Source organism: Vibrio variabilis (assembly GCF_003263785.1).
Taxonomy (GTDB): Bacteria; Pseudomonadota; Gammaproteobacteria; order Enterobacterales; family Vibrionaceae; genus Vibrio; species Vibrio variabilis.
In genome coordinates this window covers 13009-39702 of the sequence record NZ_JYJK01000092.1, presented here as the reverse complement: position 1 = coordinate 39702, position 26694 = coordinate 13009, and the positions used below count along the sequence as shown (strand labels likewise).

Here is a 26694-nt window from a genome sequence, read left to right as displayed (position 1 = left end):
GTGCACTATTGGCAAAACAGGAAACGGAAATCGTCGCAACAAGAAGAGGAATGATTCGAAGGTGGTGATTAAAAAACATCCAGAACAAGAATGATTATCATTGATATTTACATTAATAAAGAAGCTGCTAGACTAGCACGCTTCTAATTCCCAGACAAATAATAATGAGACTCAATTGAGAGCAATAATCTCTGGGAATGTGTCGCGCATTTTTATAAACATCACAGGTAGTATTTTGAAAATTTCCAACCTAAGCCTAGCTATTGGCAGTGTGTTAGCTCTGGCTGCGCCTGCTCTTTATGCCGCAGAAACCGCAAACACAGATGAAACCATGGTCGTTACCGCGAGTCGTTCTCAGCAGAAACTGAGCGATGTGCCTCGTTCTGTCACGGTTATTGAAAAAGAGCAACTCAGCCGTGTGATGGATCAGAGCCGCAACATCAATGAAGCGTTGTCAATGCTAGTACCGGGTATGGGGACATCAGTACACGGTAACCTAAGTAGTAAAGGCCAAAACCAAATTCGTGGTCGCCGTGTTCTACTAATGATCGACGGCGTATCGCAAAACAACAGTTTCCTCGACTTTGGACAAGAGCTGTCTTCTATCGACCCACAAAATGTTGAGCGTATTGAAGTGATTCGTGGTGGTAGTGCGGTTTACGGCCTGGGTGCTCAAGGCGGTATCATTAACGTTATTACTAAGCGCCCAGAAGCTGGCGAAACTCAGTACCGCACAAAAGTAGGCACTAACTTCCAAGAGTTTGGTAGTGACTCGCTAAGCTGGAATGTATACCAAGAAGCACAAGGTGGTAACGACACTGACCAGTGGCGTATTGGCTTGGGTTATGACCAGCGTGGCGGTAGCTATGATGCAAGTGGTCATCGCCTACCGTCAATCAACAATGCTGACGATATGGATAACATCAATATAAACGGTGTTTGGAACCGTGATTTTGATGCAGAACGTTCGTTAACGTTTAACTTTGGTGTTCGACACCTTGAAGACAATGACGGTTGGTGTGCGACTGGTGGTAATGGCGTGGAAGGTAAGCCAGCGGAAGCGGTTCACTGTGGTGCGGGATACGGAAATAACGTAGTGGGCAAAACAACGGTTGGGCCGAATAACGTTAAGCGTACCTTCTCTAACTACCAGCTTCGCTACCAAGACATTGGTTTTGCTTGGGGTATGTTGGATGTAACGGGTTACTTAATGACTCAAGATACTGAAACCTATACGTTTGGCATGAAAGACAAACTGCCGGGTTCTCCAACTCAAGGTCAAACCCTCTACGGACATAACTCCACGGATTTTGACCGCTATGGTATGAAACTGAACATCTCAAGCATGGTGAGCTGGGCAGATATTACATGGGGTATGGATGTTGAGCAGCAGAGCTTCAAACAACCAAACAGCGTTGGTTACTACAATAATACACCGGATGTTGAACAGTTTGCTATTGCACCATTTAGCCAGTTTGCTAGCCAGGTAACTGACAACACCACGCTATCTTATGGTGTACGTTATGAGTATGTACGTCTGGGCGTCGATGACTTTATCGTAGGTAACACGCATAACAATGCTGGCAAAGCGGTGAAAGGCGGCAACCCTGACATTAGTGAGTTCCTAATTAACGTAGGTGCGACTCACTATCTAACAGACAACCATCAAGTGTTTGCATCTTTTGCACAGGGCATGTCGACCAATGAAGCGCTGCGTGCTATCCGTGCGGGCGACAGTGATAATGTTGAAGGTGCAATTCAACCGATTAAAACGGACAACTACGAGGTGGGTTTCCGTGGTGTAGTGGGTCTTGCCGATTACTCGCTAGCCGGGTTCTACAGCTCATCAGATCTAGGTTCAACACTTAACTATGATGAAACAAACAATCGTTTGGAAAGCACACGTGCACCTGAACGCGTTTGGGGTGTGGAGGCGACCCTAGGCTTTGACATCTTACCGAACCTTCGTAATGACAACACCGTCTCTTGGCAAGAGGGTGAACGTAAACTTGATGGTGACAACTACTGGCAGCCGCTCGACGGTACTCGCATCGCACCGATTAAAGTAACCTCTAGTTTCATTTACGACACGCAAGATTACGGCCGCTATAACTTAAACATGTTGTACTCAGGGGCACGTGATAAGTCGGATGAGATCACTGATGGCGCAGGTTATGCAGTACAAAGCTTCTTCCTAATGAACATGGGCGCGTACTATGACCTGCCAGTTGGTACGATCAACGTGGCTTTAGAAAACCTTCTTAACGACAAGTACATGACGCCATACGCACAAGCAGAGCGTAACAACTCTCGTTACTACTTCGCGCCAGGTCGTCGTATTTACCTAGGCTATGAAGTGAAATACTAGCTAGCTAAGCTATCTAACATAACGAAGAACTAATATAACAAAGGCGCCGATATCAGCGCCTTTGTTTTATATGAAAGCTCAGCAGTTATTTTCCGCCTTTTGACTTATTGCGGATTGCACGCATCATCTTAAGACGACGCTCGGCAGAGCTTTGCTCTTGTTGAGGGTTGTTCTTACGACCTTGGCGATCTTTATAAGCCGGTTTGCTGTGCATCTTAGTCAGCAGGGCATCACGGCTTTTTGGCTCGTAGCCGGCAAGTTGGATGCGCTTAATACGCTGCTGGATAAGGTTTTCAACTTGTACCAGCGTCAACTCTTCGTCGCGACTTACAAAAGAAACAGCATGGCCTTGTTGTCCAGCACGACCGGTACGACCAATGCGGTGGACGTAATCTTCTGCAAGGAATGGCATGTCGTAGTTCACAACGTGCGGTAGACCTTGGATATCAAGACCGCGCGCTGCCACTTCTGTCGCGACCATGACACGGGCTTTGCCCGACTTAAACTCTTCGAGTGCGCGGCGGCGTGAGCTTTGTGCCTTATCGCCGTGGCAAAGAACCGCCTTGATGCCATCAAGCTTAAGCTCTTTAACGACTTCGTTTGCGGTTTCTTTGTAGTTTACAAATACCAAAACTTGCTGCCAGTTTTTACGGCCAATAAGCTCAGACAGTAGCTCTAGTTTGCGCTCTTCATCAACAGGATAAACCACGTGGAAAACCGTCGCGGCCGTTGAGTTTTCTTCGTTAACAATAACGCGTTTCGGTTTACGAAGAAGATCTTGTGCCAACGCGTTCATTTGCGCTGAAGAAGTCGCAGAGAACAGCATGGTTTGTGGGTGACCAGACACACCACTCATGATAGTACGAATAGCGCTAATAAAGCCCATGTCTAACATGCGGTCAGCTTCATCGAAAACCAGGAATTCAAGGTTTGCGAGGTTGAGATTACCCAGTTCAATGTGCTCAATTAGGCGGCCAGGTGTTGCGACCAATACATCAGTACCATTCTCAAGTTTACGCTCTTGAGAGGACATTTTCGCACCGCCGTAAACAGCCGTGACCGTAAGGTCGACATACTTAGTGTAGTCCGCAATGTTGTTCGCAATCTGATCGACGAGCTCGCGTGTTGGCGCCAGAATCAGTGCTCGAGTCGTTGCACGGCCAGCTTGCTTTGGTGTATCCAGCAATTGTTGGATGATTGGCAAAGAGAATGCAGCCGTTTTACCCGTTCCCGTTTGTGCATGAGCAAGGATATCGTGTCCGCGACGTGCATGAGGGATCGCCTGTTGCTGAACAGGGGTGAGTTTTTCATAGCCGCACTCAGTGAGGGCTTGTGCTAACTCTGGTGAAAAACCTTGTGATGAAAATGACATTCTATGTTCCTAAAAGCAGATGACCGTGTTCTCTTGACCACAACAAAGTAAGTTTAGAGCGTCATGGTCAAGATGGCCGCTGATTATAAGGGAAATCTCTTACTATGTGGCGACTAATTTCGGATCTTTTCATGATCGAGGGAATGAGCCTTGCTAATACCTAAGGGTATGTCTCAATTTTGCTACTTTAAACCTTGAGTATTAGTCTCAGCTGGGCTCTTACAACAAGGCTCCTATACTGATTCGAAAGTGAACTCGAATAGTGTCTAGTCAAGATGTCACAGATAACTAAGCTCGTCTTTGTTAACTATCTATAGATACAAGAGTTTTATCATCGGATAGGGGATGTCAGTGATGAAAGTTATTCACAATGGGCACTCGCTCCATCTAAAGCAGCAGCTAGAGCAGCATTTGGATAGCAGGGGTGAGAGTCACAAAGCTCAGGCGAACTTGAATAGCACGTCGCAACGACGATGTCCGGCATATCTTGATGACATCGTTCAACCTTTGCTCAATCACTGTAGCGATGGCCTTATCGTGATGGATAAAAGTGGCGAACTGGTGTGGTACTCGGATCACCTTGCTAGTTTGTTCGCACTTTCTAGCGATGTCGCCTTTGAGCAGCTCCTTTCCTCCTTACCTGCCCGATAGAAAAGTTTGTTCGAGATTACAGTGTCTCGGTTAAAAAATCGGATGGCTTTGGGGTACGAAATTTTGATTTGCGAACGCCAAGCTCTAGCTACAATTTGGCAAAAGGCTTAGTGGCTCGGGGAATGTGCGGGTTTGCCGCTTCCCATTAACCGTGGAAGGCGAGCTGTATGGCAGCGGCTTTATTGTTTCCGATGAAACCCAAACCATCGCTAATCGTCGTGACATTGATCTTGCGATGCAGGTTTTTAGTGAGGGAAATCAGGCCATCATCATCACCGATAATCAACACGTTATCACCTTTGTGAATCGAGCGTTTAGCGACATTTCCGGCTACCAATCTGCAGAGGTCATAGGCCAGCATGTGAGCCTGTTTTTTGACTCTGATGAAAAAAGCTATTTTGGTCGAGAACAGCTCAAACATCTTGCTCGGGATCACTACTGGGAAGGCGAGATCCATTCGATGTCAAAAGAAAGGGTGCGCTATCTTCAATGGGTAAACATCAGTGCATATCCGAAGCATGCGGATAATCCGAGTAATTATATTGTTGTCTTTCAAGATATTACAGAATCCAGACGCCGAGAAAAGCGTATTGAGAAACTTGCGTATTACGACACATTAACGGGTTGTGGCAACCGCCTAGCGATGCGAAAGTTCTCAAGTCAGCTGATTCAAAACAGTCGAAGTAAAGGCACTCCAAGTAGCTTTGCACTGCTGTTTATTGATATTGATGGTTTTAAGCTTATCAATGATACCTATGGCCACGATGCGGGAGACAAAATTCTTAAGTACCTCACGCGGCGAATTAATGGAATTACTCGTCGAAGTGACCGCTTGTTTCGTATTGGTGGTGATGAATTTATTTTGTTTTTAATCGATGCTGATACCAGTCTGACTCAAAGCAAAGCGCAGCAAGTGATCGATGTGGTTAAGCGTCCTTTTCAGCTTGATCGAAATGCCATTGCGACTTCCATTTCTGTCGGTATCGTGAACTACCCAGAAGATGGTCAAGAGTTAAATAGTTTACTCAAACACGCGGATGCCGCGATGTACAAAGCAAAAACCGTGGGTAAAGGGACATTTGAGTACTGTGATCCTGAGCTATTGAGCAAGTTTAGCCGCGAGTTTCGCATCAAGAAGCAGCTTTATACGGCACTCCAGAATCAGGAACTAGAGCTATACTTTATGCCGCAGATCTCGATGAGTACTGGAGAAGTAGTGAGTGTTGAGGCACTCATGCGTTGGACGAATAAGGAGTTTGGGCAACTTTCACCGGCAGAATTTATTCCTATCGCCGAGCGCAGTGGGATGATTCACCATTTTACCCGTTGGGTAATAGAAAACGTGACACAATCTTTAGACACCTTATCACAAGGTGGACTAAAGATGATCCCATGCTCAATTAATATCTCGCCAGCGGATTTTTCCAGCGCAACGTTTTTTAACTCATTGACTGAGTTGATAAAAAATAGTCACCCGCAATATATAACACTGGAGATCACGGAAACATTATTAGTTGAGGATAGAGAGGAAACATTAAATAAGTTACTGAAGTTAAAAGATATCGGTGTTAGTATTTCATTAGATGATTTTGGGACAGGCTTTTCTTCAATGAGCTATCTTACTGATTTCCCAATAGATGAGATTAAAATAGACAAAACCTTTGCCGATAATTTGCTGCAAAGTCAGCGTTCGCAGGATATTTATCATGCTCTGATTCAGCTCTCAAACTCCTTAGGCTGCCGATGCGTGGCTGAAGGTGTTGAAAATAATGAGCAATTTGAATGGCTTAAGAAAAATCGCTGTGATGTGTCGCAAGGCTTTCTGCACTATAAACCTATGCCATTGAGTGAGTTACAAAAGTTATTGAAGACTCGACATTAAATGCTTTTTATGGTTTTTGGCGTTTATTAGATAGTAAGAAAAATGAAACTGAGTGAATACTTAACCGATTTCACTAAGCAAAGTTGTTTATTTGGTTGTGGCAACTTATTGATGTTAAAAGCATTGGTTTTCGAGAGTGTATATATTTCACGATCGCATTCAAATAATGATGTAAAAATCGGTAAATACGATTCTATTCGCCGAAAAGTTAGGCTATTATTGGCAGCTTATTAGGGACAGTGACGTCCAGTAAATTAATTAAACTTAGCTTAACTTGTTGTAATAATGGTAAAAAGTATTTTTTCGCCGTTGTGGGTGTTGGCATTGACGGCCGTTGTACTGTTTTCCCACAACGCACGTAGCGAAGTAAAACTAGAATCAGGTACGATTAAACGTATATATAGCAGTGCACAACTCGACGGAGTGGTCGATTTTCAATTATTTAAGGATGCGTACCTTGCTTATGAGAACACCACCAACCGCAGTAAGTCGTTGTTGACCATCATCGATTATTCAAAACCATCGACGGAAAAACGCTTTTTTGTCATTGATATGGATAAGAAATCGTTAGTGTTTAACACTTATGTCTCTCATGGCGTCAATAGCGGTAAGAAAACAGCGACTAAGTTTTCAAATATTATTAATTCTCGCAAGACATCCTTAGGCACCTTTTTAACCGATTCGACTTACTACGGCTCGAACGGCTACTCTTTACGCTTGGATGGATTGACCAAAGGCGTGAATGATAATGCTCGCGAGCGCTACATCGTTGTCCATGGCGCAGATTACGCCAATGAGTCGTTTCTCAAACAAAACGGCTATCTAGGACGCAGTTGGGGTTGCCCAGCATTGCCAGAGCATTTGTCTCGACAAATCATCGACACGATTAAAGGCGGAAGCGTTATTTACGCGAGTGCTTAATAGGATAAATAGATTAGGTTGAATGGCTTAATTTATTGATTACTAACAAAAAAGGCTCACATATTTTTGTGAGCCTTTTTTGTATTTTGCGAATTAACTTGGTTTCGCTTTATTAGGGCGAGAGCGATTGGGTCTTGGTTTGCGAGACTTGTTCGCTGCTTGTTCACCACCACTATTTGGTTTGCACTTGAAATTGAACTTTCTCGGCTTGCGCGGCTTGTCTGAACCTTTATTTTCCTTTGAAGCTGCACCGTTGTTCTGCTTTTGCTGACTCTGTTTTTGCTGACCCTGTGCTTGCTGCGGCTTTGGTTTCTTCGGCTTCTTAGGCTTTTTCGCTTTGATTGGGCGAGTATCGAGTTTTGATTCCGGCAGTTCATGAACGGGTTTGAAGCCCTCAAGCTCATGCCTTGGCAGCAATTTACCAATCAAGCGCTCGATAGAAAACAGCTCTTTTGCTTCGTCAGCACAAACCAGTGAGTAAGCATTACCTGTTTCACCCGCGCGACCCGTGCGGCCGATACGGTGCACGTAGTCTTCAGAGACATTTGGCAAGTCAAAGTTGACTACTTGTGGCAATTGAGGGATGTCCAAACCGCGTGCGGCGATATCGGTCGCGACTAATACGCGGACTTCACCACTTTTAAAGTTAGCCAGCGCGGTCGTGCGAGCACTTTGGCTCTTGTTACCGTGTATCGCCAACGCCGTAATGTTTTGGCCTTCTAAATAACGTGCAAGACGGTTGGCACCATGCTTAGTTCGGCTAAATACCAGCACCTGCTTCCAGTTACCATCGTGAATAAGCTTGGCAAGCATAGCCGGCTTTTGCTTTTTGTCAGCAAGGTAAATGCTTTGCTCAACTAATGCTGTGGTTGAGTTTGGTGGCGTCACTGATACTTCTACCGGATCGTTAACAAGGCCTTTGGCTAGGTCACGGATCTCATTTGAGAAAGTGGCTGAAAACAGTAGATTCTGACGCTTTTCAGGCAGCAGGTCGAGAATCTTTTTGATGTCACGATAAAAGCCCATGTCCAGCATTCTATCGGCTTCATCGAGCACCAGTACTTCCAGTTGAGAAAATTTGATGGCGTTTTGCTGATACAAATCCAACAGGCGACCTGGTGTCGCTACCATGACATCGCAACCTTTGCGGAGCTTCATCATCTGTGGGTTAATTTTTACGCCACCGTATACACACTGAGAAGTCAGTGGTAGATGAACGCTGTATTTGAACACGCTCTCGTGAACCTGTGCCGCCAGCTCGCGGGTTGGCGTTAAAATCAGCGCTCGAATGTGGTTACTCTTGACGCGAGTACCATTATCGAGATTTTGAATCAGTGGTAGAGCAAAGCCTGCGGTTTTGCCTGTGCCCGTTTGAGCGGCGGCCATAACATCTCTGCCTTCAATAACGGCAGGAATAGCTTGCTCTTGAATGGGCGATGCTTTCTCGTAACCTAATTCTTTAATCGCGCGTAGAATAGGTTGGGAAAGACCTAAAGATTCAAAACTCATAGTGATACTCAGTTTAAGAAAAGAGGAGGGCAGATTGCCGTGACGTGCCGTAAACCCAAGGATAGGGCAAGGCGCGCTATTCTGCGTGGTTTTGTGATGAAGTTCAATACAATTTTGGTTGCATTATTTCAGCGATTTAGGCCTAAAGCAGTATTGAATTTACCTGCTAAGGTGTTTATATTGTCGCCGCCTTAGACAGGCACACCCTAAAATGCACACTCGCCATCCTGCCTCCATTGGTGCATTTATATTGGTGTTAGAACTTTCCCATGCAAACGACAATCCGTCCTTTAAATCGCTTTACCCGTGAATCGGGTGCGCTCATGAACCTGTCGGTTCCTATTATTCTTACTCAGCTTGCTACTCAGGCAATGGGTTTTGTTGATACCACTATGGCTGGTCAAGTCAGTGCTGCAGATCTTGCCGCGATTGCGCTGGGAGCAAGCCTGTGGATCCCGGTACTGCTTCTGCTACGCGGCGTTATAATGGCTTTAACGCCAGTGGTGGCGTTCCATCGCGGTGCTCGTGATTTCGATAGTATCTCTATCGAGTTCTTCCAAATGGTGTGGCTAGCACTCACTTCTAGTGCGTTGTTGATTGCCTATTTGGTCAGTGCAAAGCCGATCCTAGAATGGATCGGTGTAGCATCGGAAATCATCCTATTGCGAGTGATTACGCTTACGCATTAGCGTTTGGCGTACCGGGGATTGCGCTGTTTTATACCTTAAATGGCTTTTGTGAAGGTATGAACAACACCAAGGCGCCAATGATCATTTCCGTGATAGGCCTTTTGGTGAACATACCGGTCAACTATGTGCTTATTTACGGTAAGTTCGGCTTTCCTGAGCTGGGCGCTGTGGGCTGTGGCTGGGCGACCAGTTTGGTGTATTGGTTGATGTCAGCGCTGCTGTACTCATACATTCGCGGTCATCACCATTTCAAAACCATCATTCGCTTTAGCGATGCAAAACCTAGGCTTGCTGAAATCTTTAACCTATTAAAGCTAGGTTTGCCGATTGGGATGAACATTGCAGTGTGTGGCAGCATCTTCGCCGTGATTGCACTTTTGATTGGTCGTATTGGTGCCGAAAACGTTGCAGCAGCACAAATTGCGCTCAACATTTCGAGTATGACCTATGTGATTCCAATGAGTATCTCTTTTGGTATTACTATCCGTGTTGGTCACGCTCTAGGTGCAAAAGATGATGTTGGCGCAGTGGAGCGAAGCAAAATCGGTATCGTGGTCGCGGCGATGTTGTCACTGTGCTCGGTGGCGATGTTCTTGCTGTTCCCGGATTGGATTATTCGTCTCTATACCACCGACCCAGCAGTGAGCGCGACGGCGGCGACCTTGCTAGTATTCACCGCTATGTATCAATTTAGTGATGCGCTGCAGACCTCTGCAAATGGTGCACTGCGTGGTTATAAAGATACTAAGGTTCCGATGATTTTGGCGATTGCCTCTTATTGGGGTTTAGCTCTGCCGCTCGGTGTGGTGCTCGGGCTTACTGATCATATAGTGCCTGCTATGGGCGAAAAAGGCTTTTGGGTGGGCATTTTAAGCGGGTTGACGGTTGCAGCCATATTAATGCTGCTGCGCTTGCGTTCAGTGATAAAACGTCGTGATGCGCAGTTGGCAAACGGTGCTTAAACCATTTTTTGATTGAAAACGGGCGCGATAAAGTGATTTATCGCGCCCGTTTTGTTTATAAATATGTTCCAATTACAATGTCAACTGACCTTGCTCATAGGTCAAACCCTTCTCCACATCACTCCCAAGTAGCACCGGGCCATCTAAGTCAACCACTTCAGCATTGGTCGCTATTGGTAATGCCGCTTTCATGGCCAGTGATGAACCCAGCATACAGCCACACATAATACTGAGCCCTGCGGTACGAGCCTCTTTCTCTAGCGCCAGTGCTTCGGTAAGGCCGCCGGTTTTATCGAGTTTAATATTGATCATTTCGTAACAATCAACCAGGTCGGGAAGTTGCTCTCGGGTATGACAGCTCTCATCAGCGCACAAAGGAATAGGATGCTCCATCCCTTTGAGTAGATGGTCTTGGCCACTTGGCACGGGTTGTTCAATCATGGTGATATTGAACGGCTTGAGTGAAGCAAACAGTGCATTAAGGTCAAATTGAGCCCAAGCTTCATTTGCATCGACGATGATCTTTGCGCTTGGCGCTACAGCACGGATCGCCGCGATCTTCTCTACAACGGCTTGATCGTCAAGTTTTACTTTAAGCAGTGTTGCCCCTTGGCTCACATAGTCCTTCGCCTGCTCAGCCATGTCGGACAGTTCTGCTACCGACACCGTCATTGCTGTTTCTATACTTGGAGCGATACGAAATAGTGGGGAAGGAAAGTGACTGTCGGCAAGTTGAGCCTCGAGAGCCCACAATGCGCAATCCACGGCATTACGAGCAGCACCGGCTGGAAAAGATTGCAGCTAAGTCTTGCCTCATTTGGCGTCAGTAAAGTCAGCGTTTTAGCAAACTCCGTTACTTGACTGATGACAGAATCAACAGACTCACCATACCTGGGATAAGGTGTACATTCCCCTTCTGCTTCAAAGTCTTTATAGCGCACGGTGACACGAACTAACTCTGCATGTGTTCTCGTACCGCGAGAGATGCTAAACGGTCGTGCCAGTTTAATAGAGTGATGATGAGCGCGAATAGACAGCATGTGATGAGCTTCCTTACTGTGGTCAGGGTTAAAGTGAGCGAACACGATCTGCGATTGCATCGACACCGAATCGAACCGGGTCGGTGACGGGCATAGCGAACTCTTCGCTCCATTTTAGACACAGCGCTTTCGCTTCTTTGTCAGAAATGTTTGAGGTATTGAGACAAATGCCAACAAACTGCACCCATGGATTGGTGACTCGCGCTGCCATTAGGTTGGCCTCGATGGTCTGCTCAATGCTTGGCAGTGCCGCGTGAGGTAAATGGCGAATGTGCTCGCGTCCGACTTCATGGCACAGTACCAGCGCATCAGGTTGAGCACCATGGAGTAAACCTAAGCTTACACCAGCGAAAGAAGGATTAAACAGCGAGCCTTGGCCTTCAATAATGTCCCACTCATGTCCAGTAAAGCTTGGGCTAAGCCTTTCAACGGCGCCAGAAATAAAGTCTGCAACGACAGCATCGACCGAAATGCCCTGACCTTCTATTAGAATGCCGGTTTGACCTGTGGCTTTAAAGCGTGCTTGGCTGCCTTGTTCGACAAGGGCTTTCTCAATTGCGAGAGCGGAGAACATTTTGCCAACTGAACAATCTGTGCCGACGGTCAATAGACGTTTTCCTTGGCGCTTTTTGCCTGTGCCAACATCAAGCTGAGCATCGTAATGCCTAACGTCAAACAGTTGTATGGCGTTTTGGGCAGCAAGTGAAGCGAGCTCGGGAATACCACCAAGACGTTGATGCATGCCAGAGGCGATATCAAATCCAAGATGCGCCGCTTGTACCAGCGTTTCGACCCAACTTGGCGGGATGACACCACCGGCATTCGCTGTGCCAATAACCAGCGTTTTTCGCCCCCATTGCTTTGGCGTCTCCCAAGGACAATGGCTCAAGTCCGAGCGATACGGTTTGCTCAGTCAATCGCAACTCACCCAAGCAGGCGTCTGGTCGCCATTTAACGATGCCGCGTGCGGTTTTCGCTGCGAGAGGGTCGGTTACGTCCCCAAGGAAAAGCAGATAAGGCTGAGCAATGTTCATATCGTCCCTCATGAATCTTGTTAAGTGATGGGTAAATCTTAGGTATCAAGATAACGAGGACGAGGAGCACAATCGAATACTCTAATGTGTGCACCCTATAACATTAGGTTATGGGCTGGTGAGATCCGAAAGCGTTTCTAGGAACTGCCTGCTGGCAATAGACATGGGGTGAACATCACTGGTGAGAAGCGATACGGAACAATCAATATTGTCAGTTAAAGTAACACGAGCCAAATTGGGTTCAAGCGCGTATTGCTGCGCTGTCCAAGGATCGACAATGGCAATGCCGCTGCCAAGTTTTGCAAGCTCAGCACCGGCACTGTAGCTTCTGACGCGAAAGGTCGGCGCGAAGTCTTCCTTATGAGCGGCTATCGCATCATGTAAGCGCATGCCCAGTGGGTCGCGTTCATCAAGTGCAATTAGGCCGATGTCACTGCTCAGCAATGTTGAAAGTGACAGTGATGAGCGCACGGGGCTCAGCGCCTTATGATGCTCATGGCTAAGGAGTACGGTCATAGATTGCTGCAGTAAAAGGCGATGTGATATGCCCGCAGGAGTCTCGCGGCCAAACGTGATAGCAAGATCAAGTTCATTATCTAGCAGCGCCTGACATAGTTCGGCGTGATTCCCGGTGGTAAGATCAATAGAACACGCGTTTTCCTTGGCAAATTCAGACACTAAAGGGGTGAGCAGCTTAGTAGCTAGCACGGGAGGCGCACCAATACGGATATGTTGATGCCCCGCTTTGACTTTGTTGGTTAAGGTTTGGAAGTGACCAAGCTGGCGATAGATTTTTTCCACTTCAGGAAGCAGAGTCTGCGCTTCTTGTGTCGGAACGAGTCGTCCTTTAATGCGTTCAAACAGTGAAAAGCCAAGTTGGCTGTTCGGTGTGAGCCAATACGCGCGTTACATTGGGCTGGGAAACATGCAGATTTCTCGCAGCTCCCGATACCGTTCCGGCTTGCATGATGGCGTAGAAGACTTCCAATTGTCGAAGATTCACAGTGACTCCAATAGCGCTAACTCATCAACCGTCACTGTAAAACAAACAACAAAACGAAAAAAGGCTTGATCGCAGTTGATCAAGCCTATCTCTTTTTCTGTCTAATGGCTTTCACTATTAGCAAGTTGGCGCTAACTGAAATGAACCCAAAGAATGGAGCCCCATACCATCATAGCAAGACCGATGGCCAGAAATACTGCCGCTGAGCCGAGGTCTTTTGCACGTCCCGACAGTTCGTGACGCTCAAGACCAATACGGTCTACCACGGCTTCCACAGCAGAGTTCATCAGTTCAACAATCATGACAAAGATAACACTGCCCACGAGGGCGGCTTTAGCGAATAAAGAAACATCAAGTATAGCTGCGATGATGACGGCAAAGATCAGCGCTGCACATTCTTGACGAAATGCCGCTTCGTTTTTCCAAGCCGCAATGAGGCCGTACCAAGAGTAGCGAGCGGCGTAAATAACGCGCTTTATGCCAGTATTTTTTTGAATCTCAGTCATGGTTTAGTTCAACTTTAAAGTAAGTGCGTCGTTGCGACTGTTTTCGTGCTTATCATCAACTGCCTTGGAAATGTCGCCAATCGCCTGGAACTCTTCGTGAGTCCACACTGTTTTGTCTTTTAATGAGGACGGAAGTATATCAAACGATTGAATATTGTCAGCTTTTACCAATTGCAATTGCCCATACTGCTCAAGCTCAGCAAACTCAGATAAGCTCAACGGTGTGCCGTTAGAAACCACATTAGGAATTAAATCCAAACTAAAGTGATAATCACGCGTTTTCACTACCCATTTGTTTGGTAGACGTTTGCTGCTGTCCCACCAAATGCCATCGATCTCTTTAAGCTTTTCGATACTGGTGTCTTCATCTTGAGCGTCAAGCATCTTCAGGTGCCTACGGAAATACTCTGGCATCAGAACGACGAACGCATCTTGAGTAATGTCTGGGTTAACTCGCAAAATCTCATAGGCGATGAGTGCACCGAGCATGTTCGAGTAGAGATCTTCTGGCGAAAACGCCGATGGATACTCTTTAAAGCCACCAACAGAAACTAGACCGTACCACTGAGCAATTTCGTGCCATTGAGCGAGACGAAACGCGAGTAGTGCTGCTAGCTTAGCTTCATCGTGTTGTTTTGTGTCTAGCTGGTCTAGGTTGTTAAATACGATGCGACGGTCACGCAGTTCTGGTGTCAGGTTCACTTGATAGTTGTCGCTGTCGCGCTGCTTAAGAGAGCGATATAAATAGAAGGCAAAATCGGCGGTATCTCGAACGTGCGCGGTATCGATAAAGCCGCCTTTATTGGTGAAAATGAGTCCATTCACTTCGTCTGATGCGCCAAATAGGCTGCCGACAACACTGGCTGAGCCATCATTGAATACGTGCGCGTCGACATCTTCAGTATTAAGAACGTTCTTGATTGAGTAGAAAGGAACAGGGACGCTTCCTAGCTCTGCTTTAAGGCCAGTTCCAAAGGCGCAGCATGGTCTGATCCCTACTGGTACGGTCTCGGATTCTGCAAAGCTTGGCGCGGCAGTGGTAAGAGCAAGACTCAGTAGCAATAGTATTTTTTTCATAGGAGAACCAAATCAGTGAGTGGAACAAAAAAAAGCGCAAGATTGTGCAGTGTACGCACCTGCGGTTTGTCAAAAAAATGCAATAATTTGTCGTGAGGATAATAACCGTTTGAATAAATAGTATTTACCTTTTTCTGCCAACTCGCTAATCAAGGTTTGGTGGTTCTGATTGAACTTGGTTTCGCCCGTTCTGCTTTGCTCTGTATAAAGCAGCATCAGCGTTTTCCAATAATTGCTGCGTTGTCACCGGTTCTTCAACCAGCTGATGAGCAACGCCAACAGAAATCGATAGCACGTTGAACGGATTGTTTCCCGAATGTGGAATGTTGAGTGATAGGACTTCTTGACGCATTTTTTCCGCCAAGGTCAGGGCTTCATGAGCTGAGACATTGACCAGCAAGGCACAAAACTCCTCACCGCCAATACGTGCGACCATGTGACCACAGGGAACAAGCACTTGCTTTAAAGTGTTGGCCACATAACGCAGTGCAAAGTCGCCTTGAACATGACCGTAAAGGTCGTTGTATTGTTTGAAGTGATCGACATCAATCATCATGGTCGTAATGCTGCTGACATAAAGGCTATGTGTATGATGTTCAAGCTCGCTCATGAATGGACGGCGATTCGGCAACCCAGTTAGCTCATCAGTTTCTGCGGCGATGTGCAAACGTTGATTGGCTTCTATGAGTTCCTCTTGCAGTGCGGTCATTTCTTTTTGACTGCGCAGTCGCAGATGCATTTCGCTGACTGTGGTTGAAAGCCGACTTAAAATGGCGCGTTGCGTGTCACTCCAGTCGTGTGCGCCGCGGATGTTGGAGCAATAAGAAGGCCAAATATCGCTTTACCATCAATCAGGGGAAAAATGGCTACCGAATCGATTCCTAGCTTTTTCATCATGTTGTACTCAGAATCCGCTTGGGTCTTGAGCAGTTCTATGTCACTAATCACAATAGGCTCTAAAGAGAGCAGACGACGTTGTAGTAGTGCCATCGAGCCGATATTGAACCCCTCGAAGTAAGGGTTTTCACTACCATCTGCTCGCCAGGAATAGCGATAGTGAGCAATATTGTCGTCAATAGTGAGTACGCTGAGTCTATCGATGTCGAGCAAACGGCCTATGGGCTCAAATGCACGGTACATAACTGTCGCCATGTTGTCCTCGCTGCAGGTCAGAATATTGAGTGACATATCGGCGAGGATCTGGTGCAGCTTACTTTGGGTTTTGTAGGCTTTGGTTTGAATCTCGATACTCTGCTCGAGTTGATTCTGATGATGGAGCAGTTGTCGCTCTGTACGTCTTTGTGCCGCTATTGCTCGCCTTGAAGCGTTATTGAGGTTTTGCAGTGCCTTCGCAACGTAGGAGAGTTCATCTTGACGCTGAGTCAGACTGTTGGGCAACTTTAACTTACTCGACGTTTGAGGGTTGATGGTTTTCGATATCGCATAAAGCTCGTTAAGCGGTTTAGTGACGAGCGAGTAAACCACCACTACAACAATGGCGATAATCAACAAGGCTTCTAAGGTGTTTAAAAGAAACCCTAGTGCTAACCGAGATAATACTTCTTCTTGAATCTTTGAGTCGTCTATTTGATAGGACAAGGTACCGAGCATACGGCCATTGTAGCGCAGGTCATATTGGTGAGTTTGCACACTTAATGGCTCGGTAACATTGGCTTCGAGCATAGTGCCTTCGATTCCTTTCAGTTGTATGTTCTGAATACTGTCGTCTTTACTGATGCTGATCAGTAACTGCTCCAGTTGCCGCAAATCGAGATCCCAAAGCGCTTCTGAGATAGGAAAATAGAGCGAGCGTACCTGGCGTAGGGTGTTATTTTCGGCCTGCTCCATCTCTTGCTGGTAGTCGACATAGGCTTGGATGGCAATGTTCAATAGTGCTAAAAAGCCAGTCGCGACTAACATGATAGCGATAATTTTGTGCCTAAGCCTTTTCATAGGGAAGGCTATCACTTCATCACCTCACCTGAAGAGACCTCGTCTTTGGTGGTAAACGGTTTGATGGGGTTGGCTCGAATGTCAATACTGTGAAAATCTAACCGCTGCCAATCCTTGCTTTGCAGTATGTCGAACAATTTTGAGGGGTAGGGGATCGGACGAAACAAATTGTACTTGGTTCGCTGCGGCCAAGGTTGACCATGTAAGTAGTGGTGGATTTTAAGCAGCGAGAGGCCAACGGCGGTAAAATGACCGCCTGCTAGGGATGCGACCTCTCCTTGAGCTAATGCTTCTAACACTTGTTTGGAGGTGTTTATGGTGCCGACGAATATGTCATCACCAATTTTTGATTTGGTTTCTCTAATCGCGGCAATGGCGCCAAAGGCCATATGGTCATTGGCTGTCCAGATATAACGAATGTTGTCATGTCTTTTTAAAAGCACTTTGGTTTGTTCATAGGCTATCGTTTCTAACCAATCACCATATACGCGTTGCGCCACCGTGGTGTTGTCGTTTTGCATGACAAACGATGTAGCGCCTGCCTCCCTGTTTATTGATGCCGGAGTAGACTTGTCGCCAGAAATTATTAGAAAATCACCAGGTTGTTCATCGCCTTTAGTGAACAGTTCCTGAGCGCTAAGATAACCAATTTGGTAGTTGTCTGGAAACACGCCAGGCAACAGGCGCTGTGACCATTCGAGGCTTTGGGACAGCGCTCGTTTATCACGCGATGACAAGTCGTTGAGAGCGAAAGTGACTTTAGTGCTGGGTGATGTGATTGTTTCAAGGAGTGTCAATCCAATCCCCTTTTCGTTCACGAGTATGACAAAGTCTGGATAAGGACCGCGCTGCATTCTTTCGATGAGCTTTTGGCGGGTGAGTAGTCGGTCACGTTCACCATGGATGATCTCTAGCTGCAACCCTAAAGAATCTGCCGCCGCTTGTGCATAGAGGTCGACATCATGCCAAAAGCTTTCCTGCGCAAACCCAGGATTTACGAACAAAACTCGGCTATCAGCTTGATGTGGCGTATTTTCGCCTTCCGCTGCAATGGCTGTGCCAAATAATAAATAGTAGACGCAAAGCGCCCAAATCACTCTCATAACAACACTCCCTGTGTAGAGAAAATTATGGAAGTGATTTGTTAAAACGTCGAATAGTTGTGAGTAAAATCACATGAATGAGGCAGGCGTCTCAAATATAAAACATTGGATATTAGGGAAAAGTGAATAGGTGATAGGTAGTTTTGTGCGCATCTTTGAGAGATTAGAGGGTGCTGGGCACCCTCTATATACGCTTTGAAACATACGCTTTGAAATCTAGCTTAGTGGCTTAGCTTTATTAATGCGTTTAATCCAGGTTCTCGAAGGATGGAGCTTATTGAGCACATCGACCGGTAGTGGCAGTGGGTCGCCGCACATCTCGGATGCGAGCAGTTCAGCTAACAGTGGCGCTGAGCTGAGCCCACGAGAGCCAAGGCCTAATAGGCAGTAAAGCTCAGGGTACTGAGCTAATTGATGGAGCTGGCCGCCTTGCTCTTCATAATCTTTGCTGAGCGCCTCGAAATCGGCCACTTGGCCGACAAACGGCAAATGATCGCGGCTGACGGTACGGATCCCTTGGCGAGATTGATTGTCGCTGGTGTCGACTTCATTGACCCAGTCTACACTAGGTATGCACGCCTTGAGTTTGTTACCATTTTCTTGCTGAGCTATTGAATCAAAGTCGGTATCGATGTGCTTGCGATCGTAACTGGCGCCAATACAGTGCGTCATGGTGTTTGGGTTGTGAGGTGTCATATAACCGTCGTAACACAACACCGACTTCATCGCTTCGAGTGTTTGCGTGGTAGGAATGTGGCTTACTTGTCCTTTTACTGCAGTCAAATGCAGCGATTTGGTTTGAGCAAGATGGCTAAACTCGTGACCATTGGCAATAATGACGGCATCAAAATTTGAACCCTCTGCTAGGTTAGAACCGTTGAGTTGCCATTGACCGTTATCGACTTGCTCAATCGAGTCAATTTCAGCATTAAAATGCGCGCTAAGCTTACCGCTGTTTGCGTAGTAGCGGATAAGGCCTTGAGTCAATTCTGCCGGGCAAAGCCATCCACCTAAAGGGTAATGAACGCTAGCGTGCGGCGAGTCTACGCCAATCGCTTGGCTGGTTTGCTCGGCATCGAGCTGATGAATGAGCTCGTTCGGGAACTTGCCTTCAAGCATACGTTTAAGCTTTTGCTCTGACTTCTCATCCCACATGAGCTGCGTAACGCCGCACCAATCATGGTCAAAATCAAACTGGTTTGCCGCTTTGTTCGACGAATTGTCTCGCATATAAAAACGCGGGTGCGAACACGCGTGACACGCCACGATGTTCACCATTGAGGAGTGGGTAGACGGCACCTTGTCGATTGCCAGACGCACCTTCTGCTGGTTGAGAATCTTTGCAAAATAGGGTGGTCTGAATGCCGCGTTTCTCGAGTGCAGCGATTAAGGTTGCACTGGCTACACCACCGCCAATGATGGCGACGTGTTGCGGACGTGGCTTAGCACTGCGATAGTAAAGAGGCTCAAAGTTGCTATAGGGCTGCTTTTGCGCGATATGGCCAACAATCATGTCGCGTTTGGTACCAAAGCCTTTGGCTTTTTTCATCTCAAAGCCAGCTTCAATCAGACCGCGTCGGACAAATCCGGCAGCGGTGAACGTCGCACAGGTGCAATCTTGTTTGGCAAGTTTCACCATGCCATTGAAAAGATCTTGATTCCACATCTCCGGGTTTTTACTCGGCGCAAAACCATCAAGGAACCAACAATCGACAACACCTTGTGATGGCGTCGGAACACTTGGTAGGCAGTCTTTAATATCACCAAACCAGAGGTCAAGGGTGATAGCGCCATCAGCAAGCACAAGGCGGTGGCACTCTGGCACGGCGATAGGGTAGTGGGCTTGTAGCTGTTTGGCATAGGCTGCCAGTTCTGGCCATGATTCATGAGCTTTGATCAGGTCTTGCTGAGATAATGGGTATTTTTCAAAGCTGATAAAGTGCAGCTCTTGCAACGTCGCGTTTGGGTTTTGTTGTCTGAACTGTTCGAACCACTGCCACACTGCGAGAAAGTTCAATCCGGTGCCAAATCCGGTTTCAGCAATGACAAAACGCGGCTGCTCGAAATCGTGCCAACGCTCTGGAAGTCGGTTTTGCTTCAAGAATACGTAACGAGTTTCTTCTAAACCATTGACATTGGAGAAGTAAACATCGTCAAATTGATCGGATACCGGGGTGCCCGACTCATTCCAGTCGAGTTGCGCATGAGTGATGGAAGTCATAATTTTGACACTTATCTCGTGTTATACCCTAGGTAGAAAGTTATCACAACTACATTTAGTGGGGCATCGATAGCATTTATTGATGCGAATTGTACGAATTTATGGGAAAGCTGACCACTTTTATCCTGTATCTTCGTTATCATTTAGCCGTTTTTGAATTTATAGGAATGTCACATGAAACGAGTCGTAATTACCGGTATGGGTATTGTTTCGAGCATCGGTAACAACGTGGAAGAAGTTTTAGCGTCTCTTAAAGCAGGCCGTTCTGGTATTAACGCCTCAGAGCAATTCAAAGAGATGGGCCTTCGTTCTCAAGTTTGGGGTGATTTGAAAATTAACCCAGCTGAGCATATCGACCGTAAAAAAATGCGCTTCATGGGCGACGCAGCGGCGTACGCCTATCTTTCAATGGAGCAAGCGATCGAAGACGCAGGTCTGACAGACGATCAAGTTTCAAATGACCGCACAGGTATCGTTGCGGGTTCTGGTGGTGCATCTGCGCTTAACCAAACACTTGCAGTGGATACACTACGCGCAAAAGGCGTGAAGCGTGTTGGTCCTTACATGGTACCTCGTACTATGTCATCAACTGTGTCAGCGTGTCTGGCAACACCATTTAAAATCCGTGGTGTTAACTACACAATGAGCTCAGCGTGTGCAACGTCTGCTCACTGTATCGGTCACGCGATGGAGCTTATCCAACTTGGTAAGCAAGACATCGTATTTGCTGGTGGTGGTGAAGAGCTAGATTGGTCTCAAACTATGATGTTTGATGCCATGGGTGCACTTTCTACTAAGTACAACGAAACCCCAGAAAAAGCATCACGTACTTACGATGCAAACCGTGATGGTTTTGTTATCTCTGGCGGCGGCGGCATGGTTGTTGTTGAAGAACTCGAGCACGCTCTTGCACGTGGCGCGAAAATCTACGGCGAGGTTGTCGGTTACGGTGCAACATCGGACGGTTACGACATGGTAGCGCCGTCTGGTGAAGGCGCAGTGCGTTGTATGAAGATGGCAATGCAAGACGTTGAAGTGATTGATTACGTGAACACTCACGGTACGTCAACGCCTGTAGGTGATGTTAAAGAGCTTGGTGCTATCCAAGAAGTCTTTGGCGGCAACAGCCCAGCTATCTCAGCAACGAAAGCAATGACAGGTCATGCACTAGGCGCGGCAGGTGTACACGAAGCGATTTACTCAACGCTAATGCTACACCACGGCTTTATTGCTCCAAGCATTAACGTTGATGAGCTGGATGAAGCGGCACAAGGCCTAGACATTGTTACTGAAACTCGTGAACAAGAGCTAAATACTGTGATGTCTAACAGCTTTGGTTTCGGTGGCACGAACGCAACACTAGTACTGAAGAAGTACCAAGGTTAACCCTGGCTAATCAGTTCTATGATTTCCAGAGCTGACTGGTGAAAACCAGTCGCAGACGCAAGTTTTAATCCCTGGAGAGCGGGTTAAAATCCTTTTGTTCTGGATCTTGCCCAGCCAAATGGCTGGGCATTTTTGTACCTGAATTTTGCCAAGCACCATCTTTCAGTCTCATCGACTCGACACATGCTGCTATATCTTGCACAATTCAGCCTATTGTAAGGACAACCCCTTTGGAACTTCCCATGAAGATTATTGTTGATGAGGCAATGCCTTATGCCGTTGAGCTGTTTAGCCAACTCGGTGAAGTGATCGCCAAACCTGGCCGCGAGTTAACGGCTGACGATCTTGTTGATGTTGATGCGCTCATGATTCGCTCAATTACTAAGGTCAATGAAGCGCTTTTAGAAAAGGCCAACAAACTTAAATTCGTTGGCACCGCCACCGCAGGAATGGATCATGTCGACCAAGCGCTTCTAAAGCAGCGCGGTATTTTCTTTACTGCCGCACCAGGTTGCAACAAAGTGGGTGTGGCTGAGTACGTTATCAGTAGTCTGATGGTGATTGCTCAGCAGCAAGGTTTCTCTATCTTCGACAAAACAGTGGGTATCATTGGTTGTGGTCAGGTAGGAAGCTACCTGCAAAAATGCTTGCAAGGCATTGGCATCAAGGTTCTTCTTAATGACCCGCTCAAGGAGCAGCAAGGCGACCAAAGAGTTTTTACTAAGCTTGATACTCTGTTAGAGCAGGCTGATGTCGTCACCATGCACACGCCAATCACTCGCGATGGTGAATACCCAACGCATCATTTAATCAACCAAGCTCGTCTTGATAAATTCCGCGCAGATCAGATTTTGATTAATGCTGCGCGTGGTCCTGTCGTTGATAACCAGGCACTTAAACAGCGCTTACTCAAGCAAGATGGGTTTACTGCCGTTCTTGATGTCTTTGAATTTGAACCAGTGGTTGATTTTGATCTGCTACCTCTGTTAACGTTCGCGACCCCCACATAGCGGGTTACGGCCTTGAAGGCAAAGCGCGTGGCACGACCATGATCTTTAATAGCTATTGTGAGTTTTTAGGGTTGTCTGAACGTGCAAACCCAGATGCACTTCTACCCGTTGCTCCAATTCCAGAACTGACGCTAGATCGTGCGTGGGATGAAGCAACGCTGCACAGTATGACGCAGATAATCTATGATGTACGCAAGGACGATGCGATTTTCCGTCGTGACATTCACAGTGAAAATGGTTTCGATAAAATGCGTAAACTTTATTGGGATAGACGCGAGTATGGCGCTGTCCTTGTTAAGGGTGACGAGTCTTGTAATCTCGCCCCATTAGCAGAACTAGGATTTCAAATCGAGGTAACTAAATGAGCCAACAATTTAATATCGCTGTATTTGGAGCAACAGGTGCTGTAGGTGAAACTATGGTCGAAGTGCTGCAAGAACGTGAGTTCCCGATGGGTGACATCTACCTACTTGCGAGTGAGCGCAGTGAAGGTAAGACCTATCGTATCAACGGTAAGACAGTGAAAGTTGAGAACGTGGAGAACTTCGATTGGTCACAGGTCCATATCGCGCTGTTTTCTGCAGGCGGTGAGCAATCAGCGAAATGGGCGCCTATCGCGGCAGATGAAGGTGTGGTCGTCATCGATAACTCTTCGAACTTCCGTTACGACTACGACGTACCGCTTGTAGTGCCAGAAGTGAACCCAGAAGCGATTGCTGAGTTTAGAAACCGCAACATTATTGCTAACCCTAACTGTTCAACCATTCAAATGCTGGTGGCGCTTAAGCCGATTCATGATGCGGTGGGTATCGAGCGTATCAACGTGACCACTTACCAGTCGGTTTCTGGTGCAGGCAAGAGTGGTATCGATGAGCTAGCAGGCCAAACGGCGATGCTACTAAACGGCAAACCAGTAGAGCCTAAGGCATTTAGCCAGCAAATTGCGTTCAACTGTATTCCACAAATCGATCAGTTCATGGATAACGGCTACACCAAAGAAGAAATGAAAATGGTGTGGGAAACGCAAAAGATCTTCAACGATCCAAATCTAATGGTTAACCCAACCTGCGTTCGTGTGCCAGTATTCTACGGACACGCAGAAGCTGTGCATCTAGAAACGAGCGCGCCTATTTCTGCAGAGGAAGTGGTTCAATTGCTAGAGCAAGCGGAAGGTGTTGAAGTCTTCCACGGTGAAGATATGCCAACTCAGGTTCGTGATGCGGGCGGCAAAGATCATGTGATGGTTGGTCGTGTTCGCAATGATATTAGCCACCACAGTGGTGTGAACTTATGGGTTGTCGCAGACAACGTCCGTAAAGGCGCAGCGACGAACGCGGTGCAAATTGCAGAAGTATTGATCCGCGACTACTTCTAAAAGGTCGAATGCTCAACTCTTGTTCTGCGCTGTCTGCGGGACACTGAGTGGTGCTTTGTACACCGTTGCTGTTACTTTTTAATCAAAGGCTCCTTTTTAGGGGCCTTTATACTGTTAACCAATGTAAAATTGGTACCGATATCATGCTTGAATCAAGTTTTTTAAAGGCTGACCTATAGTTTTGGAGCTAATATCCGATATAGTAACGAGATAATTTTTGTAATTTCTATCGCAGACAGCTGAGCCTTCCATGCATCAAATTTTAAAGCCTTTGTTAGTGGCGTTAGCACTAGCAGGAGCGACAACTTCTTTATCTATCAGCGCTGATACTATTCGATTAACCGGGCCTAACGGTGAGGTCATCTCGGCTCCACAATATTCGCAACCTGTCCGTCAAATTGCCAATGAAGAAAGCGGTGCACCTGCACGCTACTATGGTCCTACTGCTCAAAATGAAACCTTGTGGTCGATTGCTTCACGCTTTAAGCCCGCTGGTGCTAGCGTTCAGCAAACCATTTATGCATTCTATGAACTAAACCCAGGCCAATTCGAAAAGGGTAATATACATCAGCTGTTGCCCGGCAGTGAACTTCGTATTCCATCTAATGCGTTGATCAATCGTGTAGATCTGCAAGAGGCGCTAGCCGTTCTCGCTGCGCATCAGGCCAAACTGAACCAACCTACATCAGTCGCTGTGCCTCCTCGAGCGCCAGTACAACCGGAACCAGAGTCACAAAAGCCTCAACCTAAAGCAGATACAACGCCACCTGAGGCAAAACCTGAGCCAGTTGAAGTCACACCTAAAACCGAAGCAGAAGTGACGACTAAAGCGCCGGAGGTTCCGAACGAGCCTGATGCAACGAAAGCGTTACGAGAAGAGCTTAGCCGCTCGGAAAGCGAGCTTTTGTCTTTAGAAGAGCGAAATCACCAACTAAGGTTGATGCTTTCTGAAGTTCAGCACGAAGTGGAAGCGCTAAAAACGGAAGTGGATAACGAAGAACGTATCCGCACTGAAGTCGAACGTCAGCTCAGTGAAGAAAAGCGTAAACAGGCTGAAATGGCTCGATTGGCACCAAGCCAGCTTGATGTTTGGCTCGCCAAACCGTGGTTTGTTGCTCTGCTAGCCTTTGTACCAGCGCTGCTTTTTGGTCTTCTGGTAATGGCAATATTACGCTCTCGTAAACGTCGAAATGATGAGCCAACTGCGCAGTTTAATGATGCTCAAACTGATAGCTCGGATAAAACCGCTATGGCCGCAGCAGCAGGTGCTGGTGCGGGAGTCGCTACAGCTGCAGTTGCCAGTGATGACGATGATGATCTGTTCTCCGATGATCTATTAGCAGGCTTGGATGATGATGTTGAAGACAGCGATGCAACCCAAGAAAATGATGAGAATGACGTGTTTGCCGACCTCGATGAGGCAGACTTCGATTTCAATCTAGACGACGAAGATGATCCGTTTGCCAGCATCGATGACGATGGAGAACTCGATATTGGCGTGGTTGATCTTGATACCAGCAATAACGGTATCAGCGTTAAAGATGGCGAGAAAGCGCTTGGTCTTGAGGAAATGGAGCGTGCGCTTAACGACGTTGCGGTGCCAAGTGATGACGACGAGCTAGACTTCAACCTTTCTGACGAAGATGAAGACGACAGCAATAATGTCGTGTCACAAGATGACCTAGATAGCCTGTTTGCTGACTTCAGCCTAGACACTCCAAGCGATTTAGATAAAGAAACTGCCACACAAATTGGTGTTGAAGAGACTCTCGAGGAAGACAGCGCGTTAAATCAAGCGCAAATGGACGAGCTACTCGCTGGCGACGACTTTGACCTCGATGAAGGCGAAATCGATTTAGATGATCTTTCGGCAGACTCTCCATTGGCGTCTCTGGAAAAAATCATTGCTGAGGAAAGTGACGCTCAGGTCGCCGACGACGAGCTGCAATCTTCTGACAACGTCTCTGAGAATGTAGACAACGACGATATTGATGACCTATTCGCTCAGTTCTCGCAAATTGATGCGACTCCTGACGCTGCGCCTGATTTTCAGGCTGAGTTAGACCAGACTGACCTAGACCAGGCTGAGTTGGGCAATGATGAAGTCGACTTGCTTGACGACATGCTTGCTGATGATTTTGAGCTCTCTGAGCTGGATGACTCTGATTTAACCCTTGATGAAGTACTGTCTGCGGAATCTGCCTCGGTAGACGACGATGATGAAGATGTGCAGCTTCTTGCGGATGAAGAGACTGAGCTGGATGAAAATAGCACCGAGTTATTAGATGAAGTGCTATTTGAGAGCAACCTATCAAGTGCAAAAGATGACACGTTAGAAGATGACTTCGACTTGGATCCATTTGGCTCTGATGATCTGCTTGGCTCAGACATCAGCGACGAAGAAATGGATGCACTATTTGCTGCTAACGCACCAGACCCAGTAGCCCACCAAGCGTCCAGCTCTGAACCATTACAGGAAGACTCATTGAATGATGACGCTGAGTTAGCAGCGGAGTTGGATGATGAAGGTACTACAGAGCTACTGCCATCGGAAGATGAGCGCTTGGTTCAAATGATCTTGAGCTTTTCGAGACTTCAGAGACTGAGACCGAGCTTCACTTAGATGATGAGC

The 26694-nt window shown here is 46.9% G+C and carries 14 protein-coding genes and 6 pseudogenes; 9 read left to right on the top strand and 11 right to left on the bottom strand.

Going from position 1 to position 26694, the window contains the following annotated elements; translation table 11 throughout:
* Positions 1-235 precede the first annotated feature (235 nt).
* Positions 236-2368 carry a TonB-dependent receptor gene (locus tag TZ48_RS17000; protein WP_239670936.1) on the top strand — a complete coding sequence of 711 codons (2133 nt, stop codon included), beginning with the start codon at positions 236-238 and terminating at the stop codon, positions 2366-2368.
* 85 nt (positions 2369-2453) lie between these two features.
* Here the strand turns inward: TZ48_RS17000 and TZ48_RS16995 are convergent, their stop codons facing one another.
* Positions 2454-3740 (bottom strand): DEAD/DEAH box helicase, encoded by a 1287-nt coding sequence (locus TZ48_RS16995; RefSeq protein ID WP_112480034.1) that lies wholly within the window; start codon positions 3738-3740, stop codon positions 2454-2456.
* A 351-nt stretch (positions 3741-4091) separates the two neighbouring features.
* Between TZ48_RS16995 and TZ48_RS16990 the strand changes: the two genes are divergently transcribed.
* The 3 genes from TZ48_RS16990 to TZ48_RS16980 all read left to right on the top strand — a co-directional run bounded on the left by TZ48_RS16990 (position 4092) and on the right by TZ48_RS16980 (position 7194).
* Positions 4092-4391: a hypothetical protein gene (locus TZ48_RS16990; protein ID WP_239670935.1), complete on the top strand. Its 300-nt coding sequence runs from the start codon at positions 4092-4094 to the stop codon at positions 4389-4391.
* 124 nt (positions 4392-4515) lie between these two features.
* Positions 4516-6273, top strand: coding sequence for a putative bifunctional diguanylate cyclase/phosphodiesterase (locus TZ48_RS16985; RefSeq protein ID WP_162674633.1), 1758 nt, complete (start codon positions 4516-4518; stop codon positions 6271-6273).
* A gap of 285 nt (positions 6274-6558) precedes the next feature.
* Positions 6559-7194, top strand: coding sequence for a murein L,D-transpeptidase catalytic domain family protein (locus TZ48_RS16980; RefSeq protein WP_112480031.1), 636 nt, complete (start codon positions 6559-6561; stop codon positions 7192-7194).
* A 93-nt stretch (positions 7195-7287) separates the two neighbouring features.
* Here TZ48_RS16980 and TZ48_RS16975 read toward each other — a convergent pair whose 3' ends face one another.
* Positions 7288-8703 carry a DEAD/DEAH box helicase gene (locus TZ48_RS16975; protein WP_112480030.1) on the bottom strand — a complete coding sequence of 472 codons (1416 nt, stop codon included), beginning with the start codon at positions 8701-8703 and terminating at the stop codon, positions 7288-7290.
* 269 nt (positions 8704-8972) lie between these two features.
* On the opposite strand from TZ48_RS16975, the pseudogene TZ48_RS16970 reads away from it, so the two are divergent.
* A pseudogene (locus TZ48_RS16970) lies at positions 8973-10354 on the top strand (MATE family efflux transporter).
* 72 nt (positions 10355-10426) lie between these two features.
* Here the strand turns inward: TZ48_RS16970 and dgcA are convergent.
* The 9 genes and pseudogenes from dgcA to mnmC all read right to left on the bottom strand — a co-directional run bounded on the left by dgcA (position 10427) and on the right by mnmC (position 20291).
* Positions 10427-11391, bottom strand: a pseudogene (gene dgcA, locus TZ48_RS16965) (N-acetyl-D-Glu racemase DgcA).
* A gap of 31 nt (positions 11392-11422) precedes the next feature.
* Positions 11423-12428 (bottom strand): annotated as a pseudogene (dgcN, locus tag TZ48_RS16960) (N-acetyltransferase DgcN).
* A gap of 108 nt (positions 12429-12536) precedes the next feature.
* Positions 12537-13431: pseudogene (locus TZ48_RS16955) on the bottom strand (LysR family transcriptional regulator).
* A 131-nt stretch (positions 13432-13562) separates the two neighbouring features.
* Positions 13563-13937: a diacylglycerol kinase gene (locus tag TZ48_RS16950; RefSeq protein WP_112480029.1), complete on the bottom strand. Its 375-nt coding sequence runs from the start codon at positions 13935-13937 to the stop codon at positions 13563-13565.
* A gap of 3 nt (positions 13938-13940) precedes the next feature.
* A complete protein-coding gene (locus TZ48_RS16945) occupies positions 13941-15014 on the bottom strand; it encodes a DUF4056 domain-containing protein (protein ID WP_112480028.1) in 1074 nt (357 codons plus the stop codon).
* Between the two features lie 145 nt (positions 15015-15159).
* Complete coding sequence (locus TZ48_RS16940) at positions 15160-15753, bottom strand: GGDEF domain-containing protein (RefSeq protein ID WP_112480027.1); 594 nt, start codon at positions 15751-15753, stop codon at positions 15160-15162.
* 26 nt (positions 15754-15779) lie between these two features.
* Positions 15780-16982, bottom strand: a complete 1203-nt coding sequence (locus tag TZ48_RS16935; RefSeq protein WP_162674632.1) for a hypothetical protein — start codon at positions 16980-16982, stop codon at positions 15780-15782.
* Positions 16979-18070 carry an ABC transporter substrate-binding protein gene (locus TZ48_RS16930; protein ID WP_112480025.1) on the bottom strand — a complete coding sequence of 364 codons (1092 nt, stop codon included), beginning with the start codon at positions 18068-18070 and terminating at the stop codon, positions 16979-16981. The genes TZ48_RS16935 and TZ48_RS16930 overlap by 4 nt, the downstream gene beginning before the upstream one ends.
* A gap of 216 nt (positions 18071-18286) precedes the next feature.
* A pseudogene (gene mnmC / locus TZ48_RS16925) lies at positions 18287-20291 on the bottom strand (bifunctional tRNA (5-methylaminomethyl-2-thiouridine)(34)-methyltransferase MnmC2/FAD-dependent 5-carboxymethylaminomethyl-2-thiouridine(34) oxidoreductase MnmC1).
* 174 nt (positions 20292-20465) lie between these two features.
* Between mnmC and fabB the strand changes: the two are divergent.
* The 4 genes and pseudogenes from fabB (at position 20466) to TZ48_RS16905 (ending at position 26685) form a co-directional block, all read left to right on the top strand.
* Positions 20466-21677, top strand: a complete 1212-nt coding sequence (gene fabB, locus TZ48_RS16920; RefSeq protein WP_112480024.1) for a beta-ketoacyl-ACP synthase I — start codon at positions 20466-20468, stop codon at positions 21675-21677.
* A 242-nt stretch (positions 21678-21919) separates the two neighbouring features.
* Positions 21920-23052, top strand: a pseudogene (locus tag TZ48_RS16915) (4-phosphoerythronate dehydrogenase).
* The gene (locus TZ48_RS16910) at positions 23049-24062 is read left to right on the top strand and encodes an aspartate-semialdehyde dehydrogenase (protein WP_112480023.1); all 1014 of its coding nucleotides are present in this window, start codon (positions 23049-23051) and stop codon (positions 24060-24062) included. Before TZ48_RS16915 ends, TZ48_RS16910 begins: the two are co-directional and overlap by 4 nt.
* Positions 24063-24312: 250 nt before the next feature.
* The gene (locus tag TZ48_RS16905) at positions 24313-26685 is read left to right on the top strand and encodes a FimV/HubP family polar landmark protein (RefSeq protein ID WP_112480022.1); all 2373 of its coding nucleotides are present in this window, start codon (positions 24313-24315) and stop codon (positions 26683-26685) included.
* Positions 26686-26694 lie beyond the last annotated feature (9 nt).

Excerpts from the sequence above, each read along its gene's own strand:
- TZ48_RS16945 (WP_112480028.1), bottom strand. The coding sequence starts at position 15,014 with ATGAAAAAAATACTATTGCTACTGAGTCTTGCTCTTACCACTGCCGCG.
- TZ48_RS16995 (WP_112480034.1), bottom strand. The coding sequence starts at position 3,740 with ATGTCATTTTCATCACAAGGTTTTTCACCAGAGTTAGCACAAGCCCTC.
- fabB (WP_112480024.1), top strand. The coding sequence starts at position 20,466 with ATGAAACGAGTCGTAATTACCGGTATGGGTATTGTTTCGAGCATCGGT.
- TZ48_RS16975 (WP_112480030.1), bottom strand. The coding sequence starts at position 8,703 with ATGAGTTTTGAATCTTTAGGTCTTTCCCAACCTATTCTACGCGCGATT.
- TZ48_RS16930 (WP_112480025.1), bottom strand. The coding sequence starts at position 18,070 with ATGAGAGTGATTTGGGCGCTTTGCGTCTACTATTTATTATTTGGCACA.
- TZ48_RS16940 (WP_112480027.1), bottom strand. The coding sequence starts at position 15,753 with ATGCATCTGCGACTGCGCAGTCAAAAAGAAATGACCGCACTGCAAGAG.
- TZ48_RS16980 (WP_112480031.1), top strand. The coding sequence starts at position 6,559 with ATGGTAAAAAGTATTTTTTCGCCGTTGTGGGTGTTGGCATTGACGGCC.
- TZ48_RS16905 (WP_112480022.1), top strand. The coding sequence starts at position 24,313 with ATGCATCAAATTTTAAAGCCTTTGTTAGTGGCGTTAGCACTAGCAGGA.
- TZ48_RS16910 (WP_112480023.1), top strand. The coding sequence starts at position 23,049 with ATGAGCCAACAATTTAATATCGCTGTATTTGGAGCAACAGGTGCTGTA.
- TZ48_RS16950 (WP_112480029.1), bottom strand. The coding sequence starts at position 13,937 with ATGACTGAGATTCAAAAAAATACTGGCATAAAGCGCGTTATTTACGCC.